Here is a 21,090-nt window from a genome sequence, read left to right as displayed (position 1 = left end):
GCTAGATCGCAATCATAGACGACAGTTTGACCGAAGGGAAAACACGATGAAGGCCGTGATGTTCGAGCGGTTCGGCGAAACGCCCAAAATCGCGACGCTGCCGGACCCGACGCCGGATGCCAAGGGTGTCGTGATTGAGGTTGGCGCGACGGGCGTGTGCCGCAGCGACTGGCACGGCTGGATGGGACACGACCCCGACATCACGCTGCCGCACGTCCCAGGGCACGAGCTTGCCGGGCGGATCGCGGCAGTCGGAAATGAGGTGCGCCAGTGGCAGGTCGGAGACCGGGTAACGGTGCCGTTCGCCGGCGGCTGCGGCGCTTGCCCGGAATGCCACGCGGGTCATCAGCAGGTCTGTCACAACCAGTTCCAGCCCGGCTTCACCCATTGGGGTTCCTTTGCGCAGTTCGTCGCCATCGGACAGGCCGATCTGAATTTGGTCGCTCTGCCCGACACGATGTCATTCGAGACCGCCGCGAGCCTGGGTTGCCGATTTGCCACGGCCTTTCGCGCGGTTGTCGACCAAGGCCGCACCCGGGCCGGAGAATGGGTCGCGGTGCATGGCTGCGGCGGAGTCGGGCTCTCCGCGCTGATGATCGCGCGGGCCATCGGAGCGAATACCGTGGCCATCGACATCTCGGACGACAAGCTTGCTCTCGCCAGGGGCTGCGGCGCAACCGCGACGGTGAACGCCAACATGGTGGCTGACATCGGCGAAGCGGTGCGCGACGCCACTGGCGGCGGCGCGCATGTCTCACTGGATGCGCTCGGTCATCCGACGACCTTTTTCAATTCCGTCTCCAGCCTGCGCAGACGCGGGCGTCACGTGCAGGTCGGCCTGCTTCTCGCCGACCAGGCCACCCCGGCCACGCCAATGGCGAAGGTCATTGGCGAAGAGCTTGAAATCCTCGGCAGCCACGGGATGCAGGCGCATCGCTACGATGCCATGCTTGCGATGATTCAGTCAGGCCTCGTGTCCCCCGACAAGTTGATTGGCAATCGGATTGCACTCGAGGCATCCATCGATGCGCTCACATCCATGGACAGCTTCGCAGGCATCGGCGCGACGGTCATTACCGGGTTCTGACAGATATCTGGTTCAAGGCCGCCGGTCGGGCCGCCATGTGAGCTTACTCTGAAGTAATCAAAAATACAGAGAACAAGTCGTTTTGGAGGCTCAAAACCGTTGAAGCTCTCCAGCAGACCGTTTTGCATTGGCTTGCCTGGCGGGCCCTTGTTTTATTGGTCGGAGTGAGAGGATTCGAACCTCCGGCCCCTGCCTCCCGAAGACAGTTCGGAGCTTTCAAGGTCAATTAAACAAGCATATTTTTCATACTTACGAGGCAAAAGTACCCAGAAAATTCCACGATATCTGGGACCGTCCCTAAATCGTTCTACTCCGAAAATGAGAACCACCAACGCTCAAAACATGACCAAGTAGACATGCTCATCTTGCGTTTTTCGAGTTCGTCAGTTCATTTCGGAATATTTATTGGCAATACCTTGGAGTGAATGTGCAATTCGGTCAGGCGTCGTGTGGGTGAGCAAGAACGACTCGGATCGTTGACCAGACGTCACGGCCCAGAATCGCACACCTGCATTGGCAGCGCTACGACCATCGACTTCGGTGTCGCCACAATGTGCGACGGCGCCCGCAACACTTAGATAGCCGGCCTTTTCAATAACTGCGCCGGAACCCGCCGGGACGACTTTAACATTCGCAAAGAAATCAGAAATCTTAAGACGTGAAAGGGTACTGTGTACGCCTTCTGAATCTTGACGCGCAGTGATTAAGTGCAATTCAGCGAACTTAGAAAGTGTGTTCAGTGCTGTTTCAACGCTTGGAAGCAAATGATCAAGGGCAAGGTAACGCGGGTGCTCGATTAAATTTATCCAGTGATGGTCAAAGCTTTCTGGGACAGCAATATCCAGTTTCTCAAGAGCTATTCGAGTGGCGTAACCTTCCCGCTTCAGTGTCCACAGCGCGTCGGCGTATGGTTCTGCTTCGGGTAAAAGCTTCAACGTGACAGCTTGTTGCCGCGGGCGACAGTCCAGCACAGTGCCGTCGAGGTCGATGCCAATTACGGGTTTTTTTGCCATGCGACATGTTCGCGGAATGAGCGTGTAACAAAGACATCGCTGTTGGGTAGGGTCGTGAAGAATTCAGTTGGGTCGTGGCCGAGAAAGTGTGCTGCATGGGCTGAAGGGAAATCCAGCCCTGCGGCCACGGACATTGCCGTTCCACCTCCGACCCGAGGATTTACGTCTATTACTTGCCATCCTTCCGTGGCCGTGCCGCGTACTTGGTGGCAAAAGCTGCCCGTTAGGCCGAGTGCCTTGGAGAGCGCCCCAGTGAGATCGGTAAGTTCCTGGTCAACAAAGATGCGCGCTTTTGTCGAAACGCCGGCCTTCACCTCGACCCTTTCCCGGCAAACAATTGCTTGGACCTTGCCGGGTTCCGGGCAGAAGGCGTCTATTGTGATTTCGTCGCCCGCTATAAATGGTTGCGCAATCAGAAGTTCAGCGTCACTGGAAGCCTGGTACGAGGCGAAGCTATCCGCATCGTGGATCGCTATCGCGCCGTGGCTACCAACGCCGGTGCGGGGTTTGATATGCAGCGCGGTACCATCCCACTGTGCGAGATCAAGACGTGTCGTCTTTGGCGTAGGCACGTTCGCGTCGATTAAAACTTCGGCCATGCGCAGCTTATCACGCACGATTGATATTGAGTCGTCGCGCGGCGCCAACAAGGTAATTCCTCGAGCCGCGAATAGAGCGCGCTCAGACGAGGCGGCCGCAATTTCGACATCGTGGATTGGATAGTACGCCTTTATACCTTTCCAAGAAAATTCATCCGCAAGTGTTTCAGCGAAATCTGCAGAGGTAGCTGGCAAAACCCGCAAGAATTCGAATTCTGTTGCCGCAGCCACAAGGTGAGACGGGTTGATGTCGCAGGCAAGACACGAGGCCACTCTGTCCCAACAGGCCAACGAACGCAGAACGCCCAGCCCTGTGGCGGAACCTGCCGAACCCACAGCGATTGCATACTCTTCGCTTGACATAAAGACCGCCATCCCTCCATTACGAGCGCGACTTCTGGCAGTAGGGAATACAATTTTGGCATTTGCAAACGAAGAACGAAAGCGTATTTCCGAGATTGCCAAGGACAGTTGGTACGAGAAGCCAACTGCACTCGCGACCATTCGCTACAGCTTCGATATTTTTCGTCGTTTCATGAAGGATGATGACAAGATCCTGGAAATGGGGCCGGCCGAAGGCACGATGACGAAGCAGTTGATCGAGGCCGGCTGTGACATTGAGTGCCTGGAAGGTTCGCCGGAATTTGCGGAGATCCTCAGATCGAAGTTTCCCGATCTTAAGGTACACGTGGCGCTTTTCGAAGATTGGGAGTGTGAACCTACCTACGACGTCATCCTGCTTGGCCATGTCCTGGAACACGTGGACAATCCCCCGGCTATTTTGTCACGCGCGAAAAATTGGCTTCGGCCCGGCGGGCAAATCGTGTGTTCGGTGCCAAATTGCCGATCGCTGCACCGCCAGGCGGCGGTCATCATGGGCCTGATGGAAACCGAGCAAGACATGTCGGAAAAGGATGTGCATCACGGACACCGCCGAGTCTACAGCCCCGAGACGCTCAGGGCCGATTTCACAAAGGCGGGCATGACGGTCGATTTTTTCGGGGGCTATTGGATGAAGCCCATATCAGATGGCCAGATCGAGGAGCAATGGACGCCGGAAATGCTGGAAGCGTTCATGAAGTTGGGCGAGCGCTATCCGGATATCGCTGCGGAGCTTGTGATCGTGGCGTCGGACAAGTGACAAAGTCTGAGGAAAACTGCTTGGATTTCCGATATGTACGCGGGAAAACGATACCGTAAACTCGTTTCACGAACCACAGGTCCGGGTTGCGGAAATTAGTGCTTTCGCCCTATTGAGGAACGTCAAATCCAGCGAGTTACAAGTTCTCGGGTCACCGTATTCTTGCTGGTCTTGGAAAGTTTAGATTTTCGCACCATACCCAAAAAGCGAATCCTCGCGAATGGAGACAAGTCCCTCCAAATGCGCTTTGGTAGTCTTACTTCGACCGCTTCGATCCATCTCTTTGCATTGTAGTCGGGGTCTCTCCGTCCAGTTCTTTCCAAGTAGTCGAAAGGTTGAACGAAATTGTTCTGAATAGCGGCCAGTACCCGTGCTGCGACCGCAGCTTCAGAGAAATCCCGACGGAGCCTCCGTTGAGTTGCATTCAAGTCGAAGGGATATGGTTCTCCGTGGAGAAACTTCACCACTTCATGTTCAAGCTCATCAACGGTCTCAAACCTCAATTCTTCGACAGGGGTAATCCCTGAAGCTTCGTTCGCGTTCGGGGCGAAGCATGGAACGCCCGCCATAACAGCCTGAGGATATGATGTGCCTCCCTCGATGGGAAAGCTGTCTATATAGCAGGATGCTGATTTCAAAATGCGGTCAACCTCATTCGTCGGCAGCAGGCCACACAAACGAATCCGCCCCGGGAATGCATCCATCACCTCTTTCCAATATCCGTCTTTTTCTGAAGGCCCAATAAGAACGACATCATTCTGGATCTTGGGTAGAAGTCGCATCAGGAAATCCGGAAAGCTCAACTGTTGAGCCGGATCGTATTTCCAAGAGTTCCCCATTGACACAATGGGACCATCTCTGGGGGCGACGTGTGGAACCTGCGGTTTGCGGTCAGTCGCAATCGGGATACCCATAAAGCTTTGAGCTCGGAAGGAACGGTGACCGCTGGTGGTCTTCCAGCCGGTCATACAGATTTCCAAGACGACATCTGCGGCGCCTGTTGCCAACGAGAAAACATGATCCGCGTGATTGACAAACAGCACCCTTTTGCCTTCTGCGCGCAAAACGCGAGCCGCCAGTGCTGCTGGACTGTCGTCAGGATGTATGTGCAGGAGGACGGTCTTCGCATTGCGGGATGCGGCAACAATTCCTGCGGAGCGAGCCGCGAGTGGTCCCTCCAAACGAGATACCGGACCCGGGAAGTCGTCTACAAAATTCCTTTTGCGCGCGTCGGTGAGCAGCAATGCCTGCGTACCATAGTCGCGCAACCCTTCACTTAAGTTCCAAAGCAGGCGTGTGTGACCACCCTGTCGATGGGTTTGTGTTGCGATGTGCAAGAAGTCCGCTTGTGGAAACGAGTTATGGTCGGAGCAACAAAGCGATTGCCGCCATTCATTGTATATCGCGTCTTCCAAAGGCTCATTTGAAAAAAATCCTGAGATGTTCTCCCAATTCAAGCGAGCGTACAAACGCAAGAACGCGAGCGCATCGTTTATACTTGTGCTGGACAAGGCCGCCGAACTCAAGAGATCTGACAGAAGCTTCAGTTCCAAGAGTGATTGCGATTTCATACAGTCAATTCCGCCTTCCGTTCACAAGCAGGCGGAAGTCGGCGCAACGATGCGCATTGAAGAGCTTCGCTTGTTGGTCAAGAGATGTCTTACCCAGAGGTCAGATGTGATTAGTAGACCCAAATCCTTACGTTCCACCTCGCTTAACGCATCGAGTAAAATTGACATGCCGTAGATCGCTATCGCAAAAATGTGTCTGCATGCCAAGGGTCTTCAACCTCGCGCATGTAACAGCACAAAGATTGCTCAAGCGCGCGTGTTTGGTTAGGAAACCATGTATCTAACTGGGATCAATACACCATGCCGCTCGCTGATTGCCGTATCATTGACCTGCCCAAAATCATGGATCAACGTGGCAACCTCACGTTTGTGGAAGGTGGTAACCACGTCCCTTTCGACATCAAGAGAGTTTATTATCTTTACGATGTTCCCGGCGGCTCGGACCGGGGAGAGCACGCGCACAAAACCCTTCATCAATTTGTAATATGCATGTCGGGTAGTTTCGACATTCTTTTGGACGACGGTTTCAAAACGACGAAATACCACCTGAACAGATCATATTTTGGCGTCTACATCTGCCCGATGACGTGGCGCTATCTCGACAACTTCTCCTCCGGGTCGGTCTGCATGGTCTTGGCCTCCGCGCCTTATGACGAGACCGACTATATCCGCGACCGCGACGAGTTTCTCAAAGCGGTGGGGGCGGCGTGAACGTCCCCTTCTTGGATCTTGCGGCGGCACGGGCGGGCATACAGGCTGAGCTGGACCGCGAATTGCTGCGGGCCGCGCATTCCGGCAGCTATGTCATGGGACCCGAACTGGAGCGTTTCGAAGCCGCCTTTGCGGCCTATGTCGAAGCGGGCGCCTGCATCGGGACGGCAAACGGGCTGGATGCGCTGCACCTGGGGCTTCGCGCGCTGGGTATCGGGCCGGGCGATGAGGTGATCGTGCCCTCGAACACCTATATCGCGACCTGGCTTGCCGTCAGTCAATGCGGCGCGGTGCCGGTGCCGGTCGAACCCCTTGAGGACACGCACAACATCGACCCCGAGGGTGCCGCCGCAGCGGTCACCGGCCGAACCAAGGCCATCCTGCCGGTGCACCTTTACGGGCAGCCCGCTGACATGGACGCGCTGAATGCGGTGGCAGACTCGAACGGGCTGAAAATGCTGCAGGACGCCGCACAGGCGCATGGCGCACGCTATAAGTCGCGCCGTGTGGGCAGCGACGGCACCGCCGCGTGGAGCTTTTATCCCACCAAGAACCTGGGTGCGCTGGGCGATGCCGGGGCGCTGACGACATCGGACGACGATGTGGCGCAAACTGTCAGGTTGCTGCGGAACTACGGCTCGGAACGGAAGTACGAAAATGACATCCTTGGCTTCAACAGCCGCCTGGACCCTCTGCAGGCAGCCCTGCTATCGGTGAAACTACGGGTTTTGGACAGCTGGACCGAGCGTCGCCGCGCCATCGCGCGCGACTACACCGATGCCTTTTCCCGCGCTGGGCTGCACGTTCCTTACGTGCCCGACTGGGCCGAGCCGGTCTGGCACCTTTACGTGCTGCGTCATCCCGACCGGGACCGCTTTCAGGCGCGCCTGTCGGAGGCCGGCATCGGAACCGTGATTCACTATCCCATCCCGCCCCACCTGCAGAAAGCCTACGCCGACCTTGGCCATGGGCAGGGCGCCTTTCCGCTGGCAGAGCGGCTGGCGAACGAGGTCATCAGCTTGCCCATGTGCCCCGGACAGACGACAGCGCAGACCGAGTACGTGATCGAAAAGGTATTGGACCTTGCCTGAAGACCCGCGCCGTTTTAGCTATCTGCCTGGCGCAGGGCCGCGATCATCCCCGAGAAACGCGCAAAGTACTTTTGTCGGCGCCGGGATGAAAAGACCGTTGCAGGTGACAGGGCGCGCATCCCGGTCTTGAGGATCGCAGCATAGCAGTTGCGGCGCATGCCGTGCTTGCGTGTGGTGTAGATCTGGGAATGGCCCCAATGCCAGTTCTTGATGCGCTCGCTTTTCAACGACCCGCCCGATGACGCGCCACCAGCGTGGTGGACCACGGCATCTGCCACGTAAACCAGGGAGCCCTGAGATCGGGACAGACGAAGGCTGAGATCGTCATCCTCGAAGAACAAGAAAATCCCGGAATCGAATCCGCCCACCGCCTCGAAGGCGCGCCGGCGAACGAAGAGCGCGGCGCCGGAGAGGACCGGGACGACCGTGTCCTCTGTCAGTTCGCGTTTTGGCAACCACATCGAGCGATCGACGAGGTCACTGCGACGCTTAACGACCGTCCTGCCTGTCTCGTCCAGAATTCGTGGGTTGAAGGCTGACGCATCCGAATGCCGTTCGGCCGCATCGATCAGCTTTTGCAACGTGTCAGAGACAAGCGCCGTGTCTGGGTTGAGGAACAGGAGAAATTCCGTGTTCGCCTGTTCCGCACCTTTGTTGCACCCGGCACCGAAGCCAAGGTTGCGCTCATTCTCGACCAGGCGTGTCGTGTTCGACCGTGCGGCGACGATCCGTTGCAGCTGGCCGCGATCGTCCGAGGCGTTGTCGACGATCACAACAGGTGTGCCTTGCGGCACAGAGGCCAGCATATCAGGCAACACACCCGTGCTGTTATACGCGACCGTGATGATCGTCACGCGGTCTTCGGCGCTACTTCGGGGCATTCAGATGCTGCCTCGCCATTGCACGAATTCTGCGCCGGTAGAAGGGGCGCAGGATCTCGCGGCGCAGTTTTTGCCAAAGGCCCTCTTTCCGCCCGATCATGCTGCCACCAAGCTCGGCAGACACTTCGCGCACACCGGAAGGCCAGACCGTCAGCACGCGGACGTCGTGAACCCATTGCATCTGCAGGAAGTTATCGACGGGCCTGTCGAACTGTTCGGACGCGGAAAGGAGCGCGCGTGCCGCATCACGGGTGACAAGCTGCGCGACCATGCCAAGGGCGATCCGGTCATAAAGGTGCAACCCAAGTTCACCCGATGTATCGACCTCTTCCGTCTTCTCCTCGCGCAGCTTGATGGGAAAGCGTATGAACTCCCCCGGCTGGATGTTCGAGAGCGCCAGGTTCAGGGCCTTGGGGAAAACATCTTCCTGAAGATGCAGGTCGTCTTCGAGGATGAGGGCCGCGTCCAGATCGTCATCAAGGATTTTCTGCCAGCAGGCACGGTGACTGTGAAAGGCCGCGATTTCAGATGGCCGCATCGTGAAAGGATAGGTCGGCCGCATAAGCTTGCGGCGATAGGCGTCGGCGTGGACATCGCTCATCTGCTGGCCGTCCACGGCTCTGACGACATGAGACTCAAGCGGCACGGCCTTTTTCGTGGCTTCAACCTGCGGCAGACGGGCCTCTGCTCGCTCAAGGTGGATAATCATACACTCCGCTTCCAAAAAATCGGCCTTTCTACGAGCTGACGTCGATACCTAACACCTATTGGCTTTCGAACCGAGATGCCACTGTAGGTCATACTTCGATTCAGAAAACGGCATGGCGTACGGCAAAAGTTCCGCTGTCCTGTTCGGCTTTGAATTTGTGCTCTCAACCCAATCTATCGCTCTTCCTTCGGTGAAATAGGTTCGCGACCTTCGCGGACCCGAGCGCAGAACACGGCCGACAAAGAGTGTCCGCACTGCTCACCAATTCCTTTCAAAATACTTCACCCAGTACCGAATCCTCCTATTTCTTTTTCATGCGCTCAACTTAAACCCACGTCCTCCTCGCCGGCCCAAATGGGGACCGGATGGTAGGAGCGGGTAGTCCTCCTACCAGCAACTACCACTACCAAATCGAGGACAAGTTCATGACCCAGAAAACTCCAATTCCAAAGGACCAACGCCCCGCCGCGATCGAACGGCTACTTCGAGACTTTCGCAATAAAAACCCGGCCGCATGGATGCCTTGGAAGGAGGTTCTTCAAGCCGTCGGTGGCTCCGAGCGTGACCTGACCAAGATGATGCGGACGACGAAAGAAAAGATTTTGGCCGAAGAGGCAGCCATCGCGGCTATCCCCGAACTTCCCCCGGAAATAGGGTCAGAGTTCGAGCGGTTCGCGCTGAGCATTTGGAAGCAGGCCTGTGACGCCGCGGACGTCAATGCCTCGGAACTTCGCAATGCACGCCGGATTGATCGTGAAAACATGGATCGTGAACGTGGCGAATACGACGAGATTATCGACAGCCTCGTCCAGGAGCGCGACGGGTTGCGAGCAATGCTTGAGACCCTGCAAGCCACAGATTTGGAAAAATCCGAAAAGCTTGAGGAGAAACAGGCGGAGCTCCGTGATGCGAACGCAGCCCTCGAAGAACTCCGCTCACTCTTTTCCACTATCACCGGGAGTGCGCCCGACGCCGCAACGCCGAGCGAACAAAAGCCGTCTCCCCGGAAGGCAGCGTCGTCTCGGAAAACATCCGCGAAATCGCCAGCCACAAATGTTCAGAGCGAAGAACGTGACAACGCGTCCCCGAATGAGCCCGAGGAACCCGAACTCCCCATGTCGTGACCATCACCTGACAAGCTGGCGGTCTCTCACTGCGCGGCGCACGCGAATTGCTTCATGTGGTGTATCCGTGTGCAAGGTGGCTCGTTTCGGATTTTCGGCTTTTGACGGGTCGTATCGGCCCTTCTCGAGGTCGACGCCCCGCTGACGAGCCTCGAATGCCAGCACCCGCACGCCCATGCCGAATGTCGACTGAAGCGTCTCGTCGCTCTCGGAAAGGAGATACGCGTCCTGCGTCGCCGAGAAGCACCTCGCAAGACCAGCGTTCGACATTGCATCAAGTTGCTTCTGGACGGCGTTCCGATCCGTTTCCTTTGAAACGCCATACGCGTCGGGAAACATCTCGATGCCTTTGGAAAGATCGGGCTCTTCACCGCGCTCGACTGCTTCGAGGATGTTATGGAGGCCTTTAGGAACGAATTCCCGCAGCTTTCGACCAGCCTTTGCGATCATGCGGGCCCGCCATCCCAAATGCGCGGCCTGTGCCTCCTGCCGTTGCTCCTCGGCCCGCTGCTCGGCCTCACGCTGCCTTAGATCGGCGGAACGCGCGCTCAGGGCATCCTCGCTTTCTTGGAGTTCCTGTTCCCGACGCTCGATCGCGGCAAACCGGCGTGCAAACGCAATCACACCATCGAATGCAGGTAGAATCCGATCAGCCAGCTTGCACCGCTCCGATTTCTCTTCAGGTGCGTTCGGCCCGTATTGCAACCCTTCGGGTCTGTGTTTTGTCTTCGGCCGATACGCGATCTGCCTCTCCAAAACAGCCGTCGTTCCAGCATCAAGCGCATCCGCGCGAGCGGCCGCACTGGCCTCACGCGCTTCACTCCTCTCAATGGCTTCTGCAGCCTCGTCATTTTTCCTTTCAGCCGTTTCACGCAAATGCTCCGCTTGGATCATCTTCTCAGCGATAACGTCTTCTTGGATCCGGACCATTTTGGCTCTGTCGGAGACATCTGCGTCCCAGCGCTCAAGCCCCGCTCTACGTTCCTCATCCTCGGACCGAAGGCCTGCGGCCTCCTTCATCCTCTTGTAGTCCGCGCGTGACATACGCTCGCGCCTGGGGCCAACACGAAGCAGGCCAGCGTCCCGAAAGACCTCCTCGTAGAAATCTGTCTGCCACGCGCGCATTGCATCGCAATATGCCGCGTTCCCGAGCTTGTTGACCTCCTTCTTCGGTAAATTCTGACCTTGGCTTTCCTCGAAGACGCGCTTCTTTGCAGCCCGTCCCGGATGCAAATGGTCGACACGGCCAAGTTCAGGTTCGAGCGCAATGATGTGAACGTGCAAATACTCTTCGTCCCAGTGCACGACACCCATCATGAATCTGCCTCCGGCTTTCTCGATACGTCGCCGCTCATGATCAATAGAATCTTTCAAGAGCTCGACACTCCTGGATTTCAGATCCTCATCCTCCAGGGCCTCCTCTGTCCTCACAGGGAGCGATACGACGCTCGCATAAATCGATGCTGCATCGGCTCGGAGTTTGCGCTGGCGCATCGATCTGGTTCCGTCCTTTCCTGTATAAGGAAATTTCTCCTTCACCGATGCAGCCGCGATCTGCGCTTTTCGAAGGTCGCTGAAGTTATCGACCGCGCCCGGAAAAATCTCTGGCGCAGGCCGGTCTGCAATTACGTGCCGCGACGCATGCTCGAGCCGCTCAAGCTCGTCGATGATTTCCTGAGCCGTCCACGCGCGCTGTCCATTCTTCTTATTGCCATGCTGATCTTCCGGGCCTGCGGCCGTGCGGCCCTTCGCAGAATAGACTTCCATATGTGCGAACTGATAACCTTGCATTTCCACCTCCACTTTGGTTTTCGGTGGATCGGAATTAGGTAAACCTATCCGTGTTCGAAAAATCGCGCGGGTGTGTATCAAGAGACCGCGAATAAACTTAGGGACCGACTATGTGTATTGTTCGGCTTCTTCGGCGCCGAACAATACACAAGCGGCTCTCCGAGGGCCCCTCACCGGGGAGGCCTCCTGCGCGGAGTGCGGCAGGGGCGTCGTTCGACACTCCCCCTGCACCCCTGTCGCCCGCCGGCGGCTCGGGGAGGTCGTTCCGCACTCCTCCCCTGAACCCCTCCTGCTCGCTCTACGCAGCCAGGAGAGGGGAGTGGCCCCTCTCCTGGACCTCTCCCCGTTCTTGCGCAGCCGCATGGCCTGACACAGAGAAAAACGGCGACCTCTATCACCAATCACCCCTCACCTTGTGATCGATTTCGCAAGGGGGATCTCGCCATCTCCTTTTCCGCGCCGTCCTGGTGAGACGCTGAAAAGGAGATGACAGTTCTCATAAGGGGAAGAGCGCAGCTGACATGCCAATCCCGGCAGGTCCTCAGAATGAGGTGCTCAAAATGTATATACGCCTTCCCGATCTCCATGATTCCGCAACGCCGGTTCAGCCTCCAAATCTCAACCCGTTGAAGAGCCTGTTCCAAGAGCGGGCAGACGCGCTTTCAAATGCCGCCACGCTCCTTGCGGGATCCAAAGGGGCTGCGCTGGTGTTCGCGATCAGAGACGCGCTCCAGCGAAATGACCATCTGGGTCGGGGCGTAAAGACCGCTCTCCAACGTCTCCTCGATATCCTGTCGCTGGAGAACGTGAATGATCTCTCGCGCGAAGAAGCTGCACGTTTCGCAGCGATCGACTCCAGCGACTCGGTTGTCGAAGAAATCTGTCTGCTCACAGACGAGTTGCGGGATGCCCTTGATTGTGCGGACGCTACCACCGCACTGGCACCCCGCCAAAGGGTCATCGCGTAATACTGCGCGATCGACCCGCACCGCCCTGGTCTCCTGCCGGGCGGTGTCTGACCGCGCCAGCTAAACTGATCGTGTCGATCGTCGTCACGAGCTGGTCGCGTATGGTTCTGAACATGAACACCGTTATCCCTGGCTTTCACAGTATCGATCCTAAAGCCGTCCAAGATCGCCTTCGTCGACACCTTTCTAAAGAGAGAGTCAGCTTGGAAGAGCTCCTTCGGCAAGTCCGAGGAATACCGGAAGTTGGCGAGTGGCACATGCTGAATGATTTCGCGCCCAAGCGACTCTCGAGAGCCGATGCAGAGGAAGTCGTAGCACGCTTGCGGGCTTGTACGGATGAGCTTCTCGGCGCACTCGGCACGCCGGCAAACAACATCGATCGCGCATACAAGGCGCCGGAACTGGACGCTGCGATGCGCTGGCATGCGGCACAACTCACGGACCTCGAAAGAGATTTCAAGCGCGCATTCGGCTTATCTTAAGGCACGCGGTATCGGTGCAATTTCTCAATCTTCGGACCAGCGAATATGCACCGATACCTCTCGAAGCCTCGGCGTCAGTAAACCTTATTCCAGAGTTCTGCCGAGCTTCTCGGGAAGTATCGATCTCTCTTTTGCGGGCGCCCTGAGCCTCCGCGGAACGCAACTGAAGATCGAGCAGAACGAATGTCCAACCCGGAACTCATCACAATAAAGACCGCGGCCAAACAACTCGGCGTTCCAGCAACAGAGTTGCTGGAGTCGGCAAAGGAACACGGCTTCCTCGTGAAAATGGGGACCCGGACAATCCGTCTCGAGAAATCTTCTCTTACAGAATTGGTGAAAGCATGCCGAGAAAATCCAAAGGCGCACGCCTCTACTTCCGGAAAGCAAAAAACAAACGCAGGGCAGTCTATGTCATCCGCGACGGCGGAAAAGAGTACTCAACGGGCACAACGGATTTCAGCGAAGCTGAAACAGCGCTCCGAATCTACTTGAACGAAAGAGACAAGCCGCGAGCGGCTTCATCGGAAAACTACTTGGTCACAGATGCGCTCTTCACGTATGGCTCAGAACGAGCCGAGAACACGGAAAACCCGGAGCGAATTGGGTATGCCATCGATGCTTTGAGCATGTGGTGGTCCGGCCGTACGGTCTCTGATGTCAACGAAAATTCTTGTCATGCTTACGCGCGAGATATGCGCGAGGGCTATCAGCCTCCCGAAGCCGAAATTCGGCGGCGTCCAGTCGGCGACGGGACCATCCGTCGAGAACTTGGTTGCCTTCGCGCGGCGCTGAATCTGTGCGGTCGAAAGGGTCTATTGAGTTCGGTACCGACAGTCACCCTCCCACCGGCTCCGCCGGTCAAAGATCGTTGGTTGACCCGCGACGAGGTGGCCAGGCTCATTCGCGCGGCACGCAAATCACCAAGGACACGATACCTCGCGAGGTTCATTCTAACGGCTCTCTACACCGGATCCCGAAAATCGGTGATACTTGGTCTGGGTTTCATTCCTCACGTTTTTGGTGGCCATGTGGATTTCCGAACCGGAAAGCTTCACCGCAAGGGGAATGCCCAAAAGCAGACCAAAAAGAATGCGCCGACCATTCCGACTCCGGATCGGCTGCTCCGACATTTCGAGCGGTGGCAAAAGAATGGTGCGAAATGGGTTGTCGAGATCGAAGGACATCGCGTTGGAGGGATAAAGAACGATTGGGAAACCATCCGTGAGATCGCCGGGATGCCGGAGGTCACGCCCCACACATTGCGACACACCGCGATTACCTGGGCAATGCAGGGCGGTGCGAATGTCTGGCACGTATCCGGGTTCTTCGGCGTAACGATGGACACGCTCGAGAAGTATTACGCGCACCACCATCCCGACTACGTGAAAACGGCGGTCAACGTCGCCAACAAAATGGGCAAATCATAAATGTCCAACGGACACGCCAACGCTGAGCTTCACGCCGGCCTGCCTCCAAAGGAGAAGGGGCAGACCCCACCGTAAGACGAAGTCGGTGTCGCATTTCTGGGACGCGTCCCAGATAAAACCACATTTTGAAAAACCTAAAGGCCCCTCGGGGCCCTTATTTTATTGGTCGGAGTGAGAGGATTCGAACCTCCGGCCCCTGCCTCCCGAAGACAGTGCTCTACCAGGCTGAGCTACACTCCGACCGTAAGCCCGCCGATTATACCGGCGCAAATATTTTTGCAAGGGCAGATCGTCGGGAACCCGGAAGTGCGGGAAGGCGTTTACGACGGATCATGAGCTTTCATTTCGAACCCCATGCGCCCCTGCCGGAAGAGGTGCACAGGGTCGCCGAGGACCAATTGAACCGCGCCCTCGCCGCGACCGAATGCGCCGGCGACGATGTCGATGGCGCCGTGCACGACCTGCGCAAGCGCATGAAGAAGCTTCGAGGACTGGCGAGGCTGGTCCGAACGGGGTTGGGAGATACTTTTAACGAAAAAAACAAACACTTTCGTGATATAGCACGCCTGTTTTCGGGTATTCGGGATCCGCAGGTGCTGTGCGAAACACTGGACACCCTGCAACAGGCAGCAAACGGCGATGCAGCCGGGCAGAGCTTTCAGCCGCTCAGGGCTTGGGCGCAGGATCGGCGCGACCGCGTTCTGACTTCCGGCGACCTCGGTGACCGCATGTCCACCGCCCGCAACAGGCTGCGGGACGCTCTTGCCGACGTCGACGCGTGGCGCATCGATGGTCCTCCGGAGGACATTTTGCGGAAAGGCCTGAAAAAGACGTACAAGCGCGCCCGCAAACGCTACGAATTCGTTCAGGAAACGCCAGGCCCCGGCCCGCTTCACGAGTGGCGCAAGCGGGTAAAATACCATTGGTATCATTGCCGCCTGCTACGCGAAGGATGGCCTGAGATCCTGATGCCGCAGATCGACGCGCTTGACCGGCTCGGCGATCTGCTTGGCGACGATCATGACCTCGTCGTTCTGGTTGACACGCTGGAGGCGGAAGACGCGCCGGACGCCGCGCGAAACGTTATCGCCCGCTGCGCTGCGGAGCAGAGCCATTGCCTCAGGCGAGCCGCCTTCGCGCTCGCGCCACGCCTCATGCTCGAAAAACCGGCGGCCCTGTCCCGGCGGGTCGCCGGATACTGGGACGTCGCCTCGGATTAAAGGCCGTCAGACAAGGCCGCGACGATTGCATCGCCCATCTGGCTGGTCGACACCGGCTCGACCCCCTCTTCACCAAGCAGGTCTGCGGTGCGCAAACCATCGGCCAGCACCTTTTCGACCGCCGCCTCCAGTCGCGTCGCCTCGTCTCCCTGATCAAAGCTGTACCGCAGGGCCATTGCAAAGCTCAGGATGCAGGCGATTGGATTGGCCTTGCCCTGCCCGGCGATATCGGGCGCCGAGCCGTGTACCGGCTCGTAAAGCGCCTTGGGCCGCCCATTGGCCATTGGCGCGCCGAGGCTGGCAGAGGGCAGCATCCCAAGGCTGCCTGTCAGCATGGCCGCGGCGTCCGACAGAAGGTCTCCGAAAAGGTTGTCCGTGACGATCACGTCGAACTGCTTGGGCCAGCGGCACAGCTGCATGGCGCCGGCGTCGGCATACATGTGGCTCAGTTCGACGTCCGGGTAATCCTCGTCATGCACCTTTTGCACCACTTCGCGCCAGAGGATGCCAGATTCCATGACGTTGGCCTTTTCCATCGAGCAGACCTTGTTCGAGCGGCGCCGCGCCAGTTCGAACGCAGACCGCGCGACACGGTCGATTTCGGACTCGGTGTATCGCTGGGTGTTGATGCCGACCCGTTCGTTGCCTTCCTGGACGATACCACGCGGCTCTCCGAAATAGATGCCACTGGTCAGTTCGCGGATGATCACGATGTCCAAGCCCGCAACCACGTCCCTTTTCAGGCTCGAGAAATCCGCCAGGGCGTCAAAGCACTGTGCGGGGCGCAGGTTGGAATAAAGGTCCATCTCCTTGCGCAGACGCAACAGGCCGCGCTCCGGCTTTACCGAAAAATCGAGGTTGTCGTACTTCGGACCGCCGACAGCGCCGAGCAGAACTGCGTCCACGGATTGCGCCTTTTCCATCGTGTCGTCATGCAGCGGCGTGCCGTGCTTGTCATAGGCCGCGCCGCCGACCAGATCCTCGCTTACGTCAAAGGAAAGGCTGCGGTTGGCTCCGAACCAGTCGATCACCTTGCGGACCTCTACCATCACCTCGGGACCGATCCCGTCGCCGGGCAAAATAAGAAGCGAGGGCGTGCTCATGTGCAATCCTTTCGAAACACTGTCGTTGCCACCGCGTAGCCCGAGCAGCGGGAAGGGTCAAGAAAGGTACGGCTTCAATCCCTTCGCCAGCGCCTCCCAGACCACTGCAATCCTCGGGGTGTTGCGCAGGGCTTGATGCGTGGCCAGCCAGACCGGAAGGCTTGGCAGGTCAATGTCGAAGTCCAGGTCCTCGACATCGTCGTGCAAGGTTCCGAGGGCTTTCATTCCAAATCCGATCCCACATCCCGCGCGGACAAGCACCCACCCCACCGTGTGACTGTCGCAGCGAAAGGCAAACATCTCGCGCGAGGCTGGCATGCCGCGTTCCTGCATACCCCGGATGATCTCTTCGTTGCGATCATAACCGATCAGGGGATGATCGTAGAGATCCATGAACGTCCGCGGGCGCCCTGCTTGTTGCAGGTAGGCACGTGACGCGAAAAGGCTGAGCGGGAAGTCTCCGAGGTGACGTACGACGAGTTCAAGCTGTTCGGGCCGGTACATGCGGACGGCGATATCGGCCTCGCGGAACAAAAGGTTCTCGGTGCTATCCGATGGCATCACGTCGATGCTGATGCCCGGACGTTCGTCCCGCAGCCGTGCCAGGACCGGCGGCAGGATGTAGACCGAAACGGTCTCGCTGGCCGTCAGCCGCACCGCACCCGTGGCTTGGGTTTGCTGGCCGGCGGCGGTCAGCTCGATCTCGACCATGGCACGATGCATGGCGCGGGCGGGCTCTAGCAGCGACCGCCCGCTCTCGGTCAGGTCCAGGCCCTTCGGCTTGCGATGGAACAGGACCTGTCCCAGTTGCTCTTCCAACTGCCGGACCTGTCTCCCGAGTGTTGGCTGGCTGGCCCCGACCATCCGCGCCGCGGCGGACAGCGAGCCCTTCTCAGCGACGGCGAGAAAGGCGCGGATCAACGACCAATCCAGATCAGACATGCGGCTTACCATTCACAAATGCATATCCAATGCGCAGAAATTGGCAATTCCCATTCTCACGCAATTATCTAACGTGACGTCAAATTCAGACCGTGCGGAGCGAAAGCCGATGCAGAAAACCGTTCTTGTACTTGGCGCCACCGGGCGTTTCGGCCGTCATGCAGCCGAAGCGTTCTGGAATGCTGGCTGGACCGTCCAGTTGTTCGACCGCCGGCGCGACGATCTGATGAAAGCGTCCCGTGGCGCGGACATCATCATTGCGGCATGGAACCCGCCTTACCCCCTGTGGCGGACCCACCTTCCCCGGCTTCACGCCGAGGTTCAGGCCGCGGCCCGAGCCTCCGGTGCGACGGTTCTGCTGCCCGGAAACGCTTATGTCTACGCGCCCGACGCCACGGTGCCCTGGTCAGAGGCCACGCCTCAGGCCGCACCCACGCCGCTGGGGCGCGTCAGGCAGAAAATCGAACAGGGCTACCGCGACAGCGGTGTGCAGACGATCCTGCTGCGCGCCGGCGATTTCATCGACACAGACGCGACAGCGGGCTGGTTCGACCGTGTTTTGCTTTCGCGCATCAGCCAGGGGCAACTGCTTTATCCCGGTGAACCGACCGCTCTGCACGCCTGGGCCTTTCTGCCCGATCTGGCCCGAGCCGCCGAACACCTTTCGCGGCAAAAGCACAGCCTGGGAACGTTCGAGGAAATTGTATTCCCCGGCTACGCCGTGACGGGCGAACATCTTGCCGGCTATCTGTCGCGGATTGCAGGTCGCACGGTCACCACGCGACGGATGCCGTGGCTGCCGCTGCACATGACAGCGCCCGTCTGGCCCATGGCTCAGGCACTCTTGGAACTGCGCTATCTATGGGAGACGCCTCACAGCCTCGCCTCGATCCGCCTGCACGACCTGTGTCCCACCTACCGCGATACGGACATCGAAGACGCGCTCGGTCAGGCCGCTGCTGGGCGGTTGGCCCAGGCCCGGCAGCAGCGCTGCGTCCGGCCTTGTCACTTCACCAGGAGGTCGACCCAGACAAGCCTGTGACGGCTCGCCTCCGCCTCACCCCGCGTCATGCCGCTATCCACGGCGCGCAGGTCGATGGACGGCAGCACATAACTGACCCGCAGCGATCCCGGATCGGGCGCGGGCCAGTCCACCGTGTCGAGGTGAGGATCACCCTTGTGCGCGCCAACCTTCGCCTCGGCGCTATCGCGCATCGGCTTGGGGTCAGCTAATCTATCATCTGCCAGAAGGCGCCGTATTGCCGCCCTGCGCCCTTCTCCGTCGACAGGATCAAGATTGGCATCGCCGGCAAGCACGAACCGCTTGACCGGCGCCTCGCCAAGCAAGCCATCGAGATAATGCAGCCAAAATACAATCTCGTCGTGGTTCCTGCGACCGTTCCGATCTTCCGCTCCGTCAAAGACCGGCGGGCTGGCATGAAAGGTCAAAAGCCGCAGGGTTGTATCCCCAACCTGAATTGGGACATCCCAATGCGCCACGGTCGACAGCCGCTGAACGGCGGCGACACCCGGGGACAGCAACGGCGACCCGTCCATAAGTTGCAGTTGTGCACCCGGCATGTCGCGCCATAGGTATCCGCTCAGGTCTCGCACATCGTCAGTCAAGATGGGGAATCGTGACAGAACCGCCATGCCGCCCTGGCCCGCAAACTCTCCGTATCCCTGCGCGTCCCTGGCGCGCCCTAGCCGGCCGTCGCCGTCTAGATCCAGCCCTGTGGCCATTCCGGAGTTGGGGCGCAGCGCAAGAGCATGGGGCATGTCATATCCGTGGTGCGCAACCCGCCGGCCCAGTGCGCGCAAGGCGGTAAGGTCATGGTCATAGTCGATGCCCTGCAATGCGATGATGTCGGGCCTTGCCGCCGCGATGGTCCGTGCCACCGTCTCGACCTGCGGATCATCCTCGGACAAGATATCACGCAGCAGCAGCCCGGGGCCATTTCGCTCAAGCTCGGCATTGAATGTGGCAACGCGGATCTTGGTCTCGGAAAACGCGGGCCATGCCCCCGCGATGCAGACCAGGAGTCCGGCAATCAGGCTTTCTGCAAGCCTTCGGCCTCGGCCTTGGCGTAGACGCGCCGGCGTTTCTCTTCTATCAGCTCGGCCACGCGCATCAATGCGATGCCGCGCATCAGGATGCTTGCAGGAAGAAGGGCCCATACGGTCATCATCCAGATCAGAGTTTGTTCGCTCTGGAACGACACCGGCTCGATCACCAGCGATGCCGCCTTCACGATCGCCGGGATCAAGAATGGCAGCAAAGCCCCTAACACAATGTTAAGACCCGAGTCGCGACGCAGCCGGTCCACGATATCGCCCCCTCGGGTGGGGTCGAACAGCGGCAGGTTCACCCAGACGTTGAAGGCTCCGTTGCGCATAGGCCACCCCAGAAGGCGCACAAGAATGACAAAGACCAGAATCATCACCAGCGACACGCTGTAGGCCACCCCCGCCGCGATCCGGACGCTGTTGGCCAAGTCCAGCGTCGCTTCGGGCGGCAACATCAGCACGACAAGCCTCACCGGCGAGAACGGAAAGTCCATCGCGTTGCCGATTGCCTGGGCGAAGTAAGTGATTATCAGGGTGATCGCGCTCGGCTCGATCTTGCCGCGCGCAATCAGCGACAGCAAGACGACCACCAGGACCAGCGCCAGGAATTTCAGCCGGTTGAAAGGCGGGGCAAACCGGAATTCGACGATACTCGGGTACCGGCCAAAATACTCGATGAAGGTCAGAAGCGAAAAGAGTAGCGCGATCACCACGACGATCTGTGCCGTGTCCGTTGCGACCGACGGCAGCACTAGGGCCGGTGTCGCCACCAGCAAAGCCACGAGTATGGCACGCGTCAGCGCGCTGATGATCTGCGAAACCACTGTCCGGTTCCCTCGCAACTGGCCTGCCGCGGTGCGATGCCGCGACATTGTTCCAATTCGGGTCCGTCGATTATGACGGCTTGCCTCATTCTTGCCCAATTTTTGCCTTCTTTCACCATTCGGCTCAAGACACCAAGTCGTTAGACTTAGAATTTCCGGCGATTTGATGGTGAGGGTGGTGCCGGTTTGCATCAATTTATTGACGGGTTCGAGGCACCGTTGTGGTCACCCGCTACATGTGGGGGTTTCAGGCTAAGCTACCACAATAATTCACTAATATTCGTTGCAATTTTGATTAACTTTTTTATCTCACGATTGCGCCGGCCGCATAAGGCA

At 58.4% G+C, this 21,090-nt stretch carries 20 protein-coding genes and 1 tRNA gene; 10 read left to right on the top strand and 11 right to left on the bottom strand.

What is annotated here, in order from left to right:
• Positions 1–46: 46 nt before the first annotated feature.
• The gene (locus tag ACSQ76_RS01145) at positions 47–1,087 is read left to right on the top strand and encodes a zinc-dependent alcohol dehydrogenase family protein (protein WP_437155129.1); all 1,041 of its coding nucleotides are present in this window, start codon (positions 47–49) and stop codon (positions 1,085–1,087) included.
• Positions 1,088–1,470: 383 nt separating this feature from the next.
• Here the strand turns inward: ACSQ76_RS01145 and ACSQ76_RS01140 are convergent, their stop codons facing one another.
• Together ACSQ76_RS01140 and ACSQ76_RS01135 are read right to left on the bottom strand one after the other, a co-directional pair.
• Positions 1,471–2,100: an HAD family hydrolase gene (locus ACSQ76_RS01140; protein WP_437155128.1), complete on the bottom strand. Its 630-nt coding sequence runs from the start codon at positions 2,098–2,100 to the stop codon at positions 1,471–1,473.
• Positions 2,082–3,074: an ATP-grasp domain-containing protein gene (locus tag ACSQ76_RS01135; RefSeq protein ID WP_437155127.1), complete on the bottom strand. Its 993-nt coding sequence runs from the start codon at positions 3,072–3,074 to the stop codon at positions 2,082–2,084. Before ACSQ76_RS01135 ends, ACSQ76_RS01140 begins: the two co-directional genes overlap by 19 nt.
• 43 nt (positions 3,075–3,117) lie before the next feature.
• Between ACSQ76_RS01135 and ACSQ76_RS01130 the strand changes: the two genes are divergently transcribed.
• Positions 3,118–3,840 (top strand): class I SAM-dependent methyltransferase, encoded by a 723-nt coding sequence (locus tag ACSQ76_RS01130; RefSeq protein WP_437155126.1) that lies wholly within the window; start codon positions 3,118–3,120, stop codon positions 3,838–3,840.
• 122 nt (positions 3,841–3,962) lie between these two features.
• Here ACSQ76_RS01130 and ACSQ76_RS01125 read toward each other — a convergent pair whose 3' ends face one another.
• A complete protein-coding gene (locus tag ACSQ76_RS01125) occupies positions 3,963–5,393 on the bottom strand; it encodes a hypothetical protein (RefSeq protein WP_437155125.1) in 1,431 nt (476 codons plus the stop codon).
• A 318-nt stretch (positions 5,394–5,711) separates the two neighbouring features.
• On the opposite strand from ACSQ76_RS01125, the gene ACSQ76_RS01120 reads away from it, so the two are divergent.
• Both ACSQ76_RS01120 and ACSQ76_RS01115 read left to right on the top strand, forming a co-directional pair.
• Positions 5,712–6,122: a sugar 3,4-ketoisomerase gene (locus tag ACSQ76_RS01120; protein ID WP_437155124.1), complete on the top strand. Its 411-nt coding sequence runs from the start codon at positions 5,712–5,714 to the stop codon at positions 6,120–6,122.
• Positions 6,119–7,213, top strand: coding sequence for a DegT/DnrJ/EryC1/StrS family aminotransferase (locus ACSQ76_RS01115; RefSeq protein WP_437155123.1), 1,095 nt, complete (start codon positions 6,119–6,121; stop codon positions 7,211–7,213). Before ACSQ76_RS01120 ends, ACSQ76_RS01115 begins: the two co-directional genes overlap by 4 nt.
• A gap of 14 nt (positions 7,214–7,227) precedes the next feature.
• Here the strand turns inward: ACSQ76_RS01115 and ACSQ76_RS01110 are convergent, their stop codons facing one another.
• Both ACSQ76_RS01110 and ACSQ76_RS01105 read right to left on the bottom strand, forming a co-directional pair.
• Positions 7,228–8,067 carry a glycosyltransferase family 2 protein gene (locus ACSQ76_RS01110; protein WP_437155122.1) on the bottom strand — a complete coding sequence of 280 codons (840 nt, stop codon included), beginning with the start codon at positions 8,065–8,067 and terminating at the stop codon, positions 7,228–7,230.
• A gap of 13 nt (positions 8,068–8,080) precedes the next feature.
• The gene (locus ACSQ76_RS01105) at positions 8,081–8,803 is read right to left on the bottom strand and encodes a glycosyltransferase family 25 protein (protein ID WP_437155121.1); all 723 of its coding nucleotides are present in this window, start codon (positions 8,801–8,803) and stop codon (positions 8,081–8,083) included.
• A 425-nt stretch (positions 8,804–9,228) separates the two neighbouring features.
• Here ACSQ76_RS01105 and ACSQ76_RS01100 point away from each other — a divergent pair, with 425 nt between their 5' ends.
• On the top strand, positions 9,229–9,927 hold the full coding sequence (locus ACSQ76_RS01100; RefSeq protein ID WP_437155120.1) for a hypothetical protein: 699 nt from the start codon (positions 9,229–9,231) through the stop codon (positions 9,925–9,927).
• 3 nt (positions 9,928–9,930) lie between these two features.
• On the opposite strand, the gene ACSQ76_RS01095 is transcribed toward ACSQ76_RS01100, so the two are convergent.
• On the bottom strand, positions 9,931–11,718 hold the full coding sequence (locus ACSQ76_RS01095; protein WP_437155119.1) for a hypothetical protein: 1,788 nt from the start codon (positions 11,716–11,718) through the stop codon (positions 9,931–9,933).
• 560 nt (positions 11,719–12,278) lie between these two features.
• On the opposite strand from ACSQ76_RS01095, the gene ACSQ76_RS01090 reads away from it, so the two are divergent.
• From ACSQ76_RS01090 to ACSQ76_RS01080, 3 genes are all read left to right on the top strand, one after another.
• Entirely contained in the window at positions 12,279–12,686 is a 408-nt protein-coding gene (locus tag ACSQ76_RS01090; protein WP_437155118.1) for a hypothetical protein, read from the top strand.
• A gap of 113 nt (positions 12,687–12,799) precedes the next feature.
• On the top strand, positions 12,800–13,168 hold the full coding sequence (locus ACSQ76_RS01085) for a hypothetical protein (RefSeq protein WP_437155117.1): 369 nt from the start codon (positions 12,800–12,802) through the stop codon (positions 13,166–13,168).
• A gap of 344 nt (positions 13,169–13,512) precedes the next feature.
• Positions 13,513–14,598 (top strand): site-specific integrase, encoded by a 1,086-nt coding sequence (locus ACSQ76_RS01080; protein ID WP_437155116.1) that lies wholly within the window; start codon positions 13,513–13,515, stop codon positions 14,596–14,598.
• A gap of 163 nt (positions 14,599–14,761) precedes the next feature.
• Here the strand turns inward: ACSQ76_RS01080 and ACSQ76_RS01075 are convergent.
• Positions 14,762–14,838 (bottom strand) — tRNA-Pro (locus ACSQ76_RS01075).
• 158 nt (positions 14,839–14,996) lie between these two features.
• Here ACSQ76_RS01075 and ACSQ76_RS01070 point away from each other — a divergent pair.
• On the top strand, positions 14,997–15,818 hold the full coding sequence (locus ACSQ76_RS01070) for a CHAD domain-containing protein (protein ID WP_437155115.1): 822 nt from the start codon (positions 14,997–14,999) through the stop codon (positions 15,816–15,818).
• Here ACSQ76_RS01070 and leuB read toward each other — a convergent pair.
• Positions 15,815–16,921, bottom strand: a complete 1,107-nt coding sequence (gene leuB / locus ACSQ76_RS01065; RefSeq protein ID WP_437155114.1) for a 3-isopropylmalate dehydrogenase — start codon at positions 16,919–16,921, stop codon at positions 15,815–15,817. The two genes, ACSQ76_RS01070 and leuB, sit on opposite strands and share 4 nt — an antisense overlap.
• 57 nt (positions 16,922–16,978) lie before the next feature.
• On the bottom strand, positions 16,979–17,863 hold the full coding sequence (locus ACSQ76_RS01060) for a LysR family transcriptional regulator (RefSeq protein ID WP_437155113.1): 885 nt from the start codon (positions 17,861–17,863) through the stop codon (positions 16,979–16,981).
• 109 nt (positions 17,864–17,972) lie between these two features.
• Here ACSQ76_RS01060 and ACSQ76_RS01055 point away from each other — a divergent pair, with 109 nt between their 5' ends.
• Complete coding sequence (locus ACSQ76_RS01055; protein WP_437155112.1) at positions 17,973–18,905, top strand: epimerase; 933 nt, start codon at positions 17,973–17,975, stop codon at positions 18,903–18,905.
• On the opposite strand, the gene ACSQ76_RS01050 is transcribed toward ACSQ76_RS01055, so the two are convergent.
• Entirely contained in the window at positions 18,869–19,792 is a 924-nt protein-coding gene (locus ACSQ76_RS01050; protein ID WP_437155111.1) for an endonuclease/exonuclease/phosphatase family protein, read from the bottom strand. The two genes, ACSQ76_RS01055 and ACSQ76_RS01050, sit on opposite strands and share 37 nt — an antisense overlap.
• Positions 19,793–19,914: 122 nt before the next feature.
• A complete protein-coding gene (locus ACSQ76_RS01045) occupies positions 19,915–20,754 on the bottom strand; it encodes a hypothetical protein (protein ID WP_437155110.1) in 840 nt (279 codons plus the stop codon).
• Positions 20,755–21,090: the final 336 nt, after the last annotated feature.

It is taken from the genome of Roseovarius sp. B08 (assembly GCF_051417955.1).
Classification (GTDB): Bacteria; Pseudomonadota; Alphaproteobacteria; order Rhodobacterales; family Rhodobacteraceae; genus Roseovarius.
This window is presented reverse-complemented; position numbering and strand designations above follow the sequence as displayed.

Bases quoted from the DNA above. Each gene is read 5' to 3' on its own strand.
- ACSQ76_RS01145 (WP_437155129.1), top strand. From the start codon at position 47: ATGAAGGCCGTGATGTTCGAGCGGTTCGGCGAAACGCCCAAAATCGCG.
- ACSQ76_RS01140 (WP_437155128.1), bottom strand. From the start codon at position 2,100: ATGGCAAAAAAACCCGTAATTGGCATCGACCTCGACGGCACTGTGCTG.
- ACSQ76_RS01135 (WP_437155127.1), bottom strand. From the start codon at position 3,074: ATGGCGGTCTTTATGTCAAGCGAAGAGTATGCAATCGCTGTGGGTTCG.
- ACSQ76_RS01120 (WP_437155124.1), top strand. From the start codon at position 5,712: ATGCCGCTCGCTGATTGCCGTATCATTGACCTGCCCAAAATCATGGAT.
- ACSQ76_RS01105 (WP_437155121.1), bottom strand. From the start codon at position 8,803: ATGATTATCCACCTTGAGCGAGCAGAGGCCCGTCTGCCGCAGGTTGAA.
- ACSQ76_RS01100 (WP_437155120.1), top strand. From the start codon at position 9,229: ATGACCCAGAAAACTCCAATTCCAAAGGACCAACGCCCCGCCGCGATC.
- ACSQ76_RS01095 (WP_437155119.1), bottom strand. From the start codon at position 11,718: ATGCAAGGTTATCAGTTCGCACATATGGAAGTCTATTCTGCGAAGGGC.
- ACSQ76_RS01090 (WP_437155118.1), top strand. From the start codon at position 12,279: ATGTATATACGCCTTCCCGATCTCCATGATTCCGCAACGCCGGTTCAG.
- ACSQ76_RS01085 (WP_437155117.1), top strand. From the start codon at position 12,800: ATGAACACCGTTATCCCTGGCTTTCACAGTATCGATCCTAAAGCCGTC.
- ACSQ76_RS01080 (WP_437155116.1), top strand. From the start codon at position 13,513: ATGCCGAGAAAATCCAAAGGCGCACGCCTCTACTTCCGGAAAGCAAAA.
- leuB (WP_437155114.1), bottom strand. From the start codon at position 16,921: ATGAGCACGCCCTCGCTTCTTATTTTGCCCGGCGACGGGATCGGTCCC.
- ACSQ76_RS01060 (WP_437155113.1), bottom strand. From the start codon at position 17,863: ATGTCTGATCTGGATTGGTCGTTGATCCGCGCCTTTCTCGCCGTCGCT.
- ACSQ76_RS01055 (WP_437155112.1), top strand. From the start codon at position 17,973: ATGCAGAAAACCGTTCTTGTACTTGGCGCCACCGGGCGTTTCGGCCGT.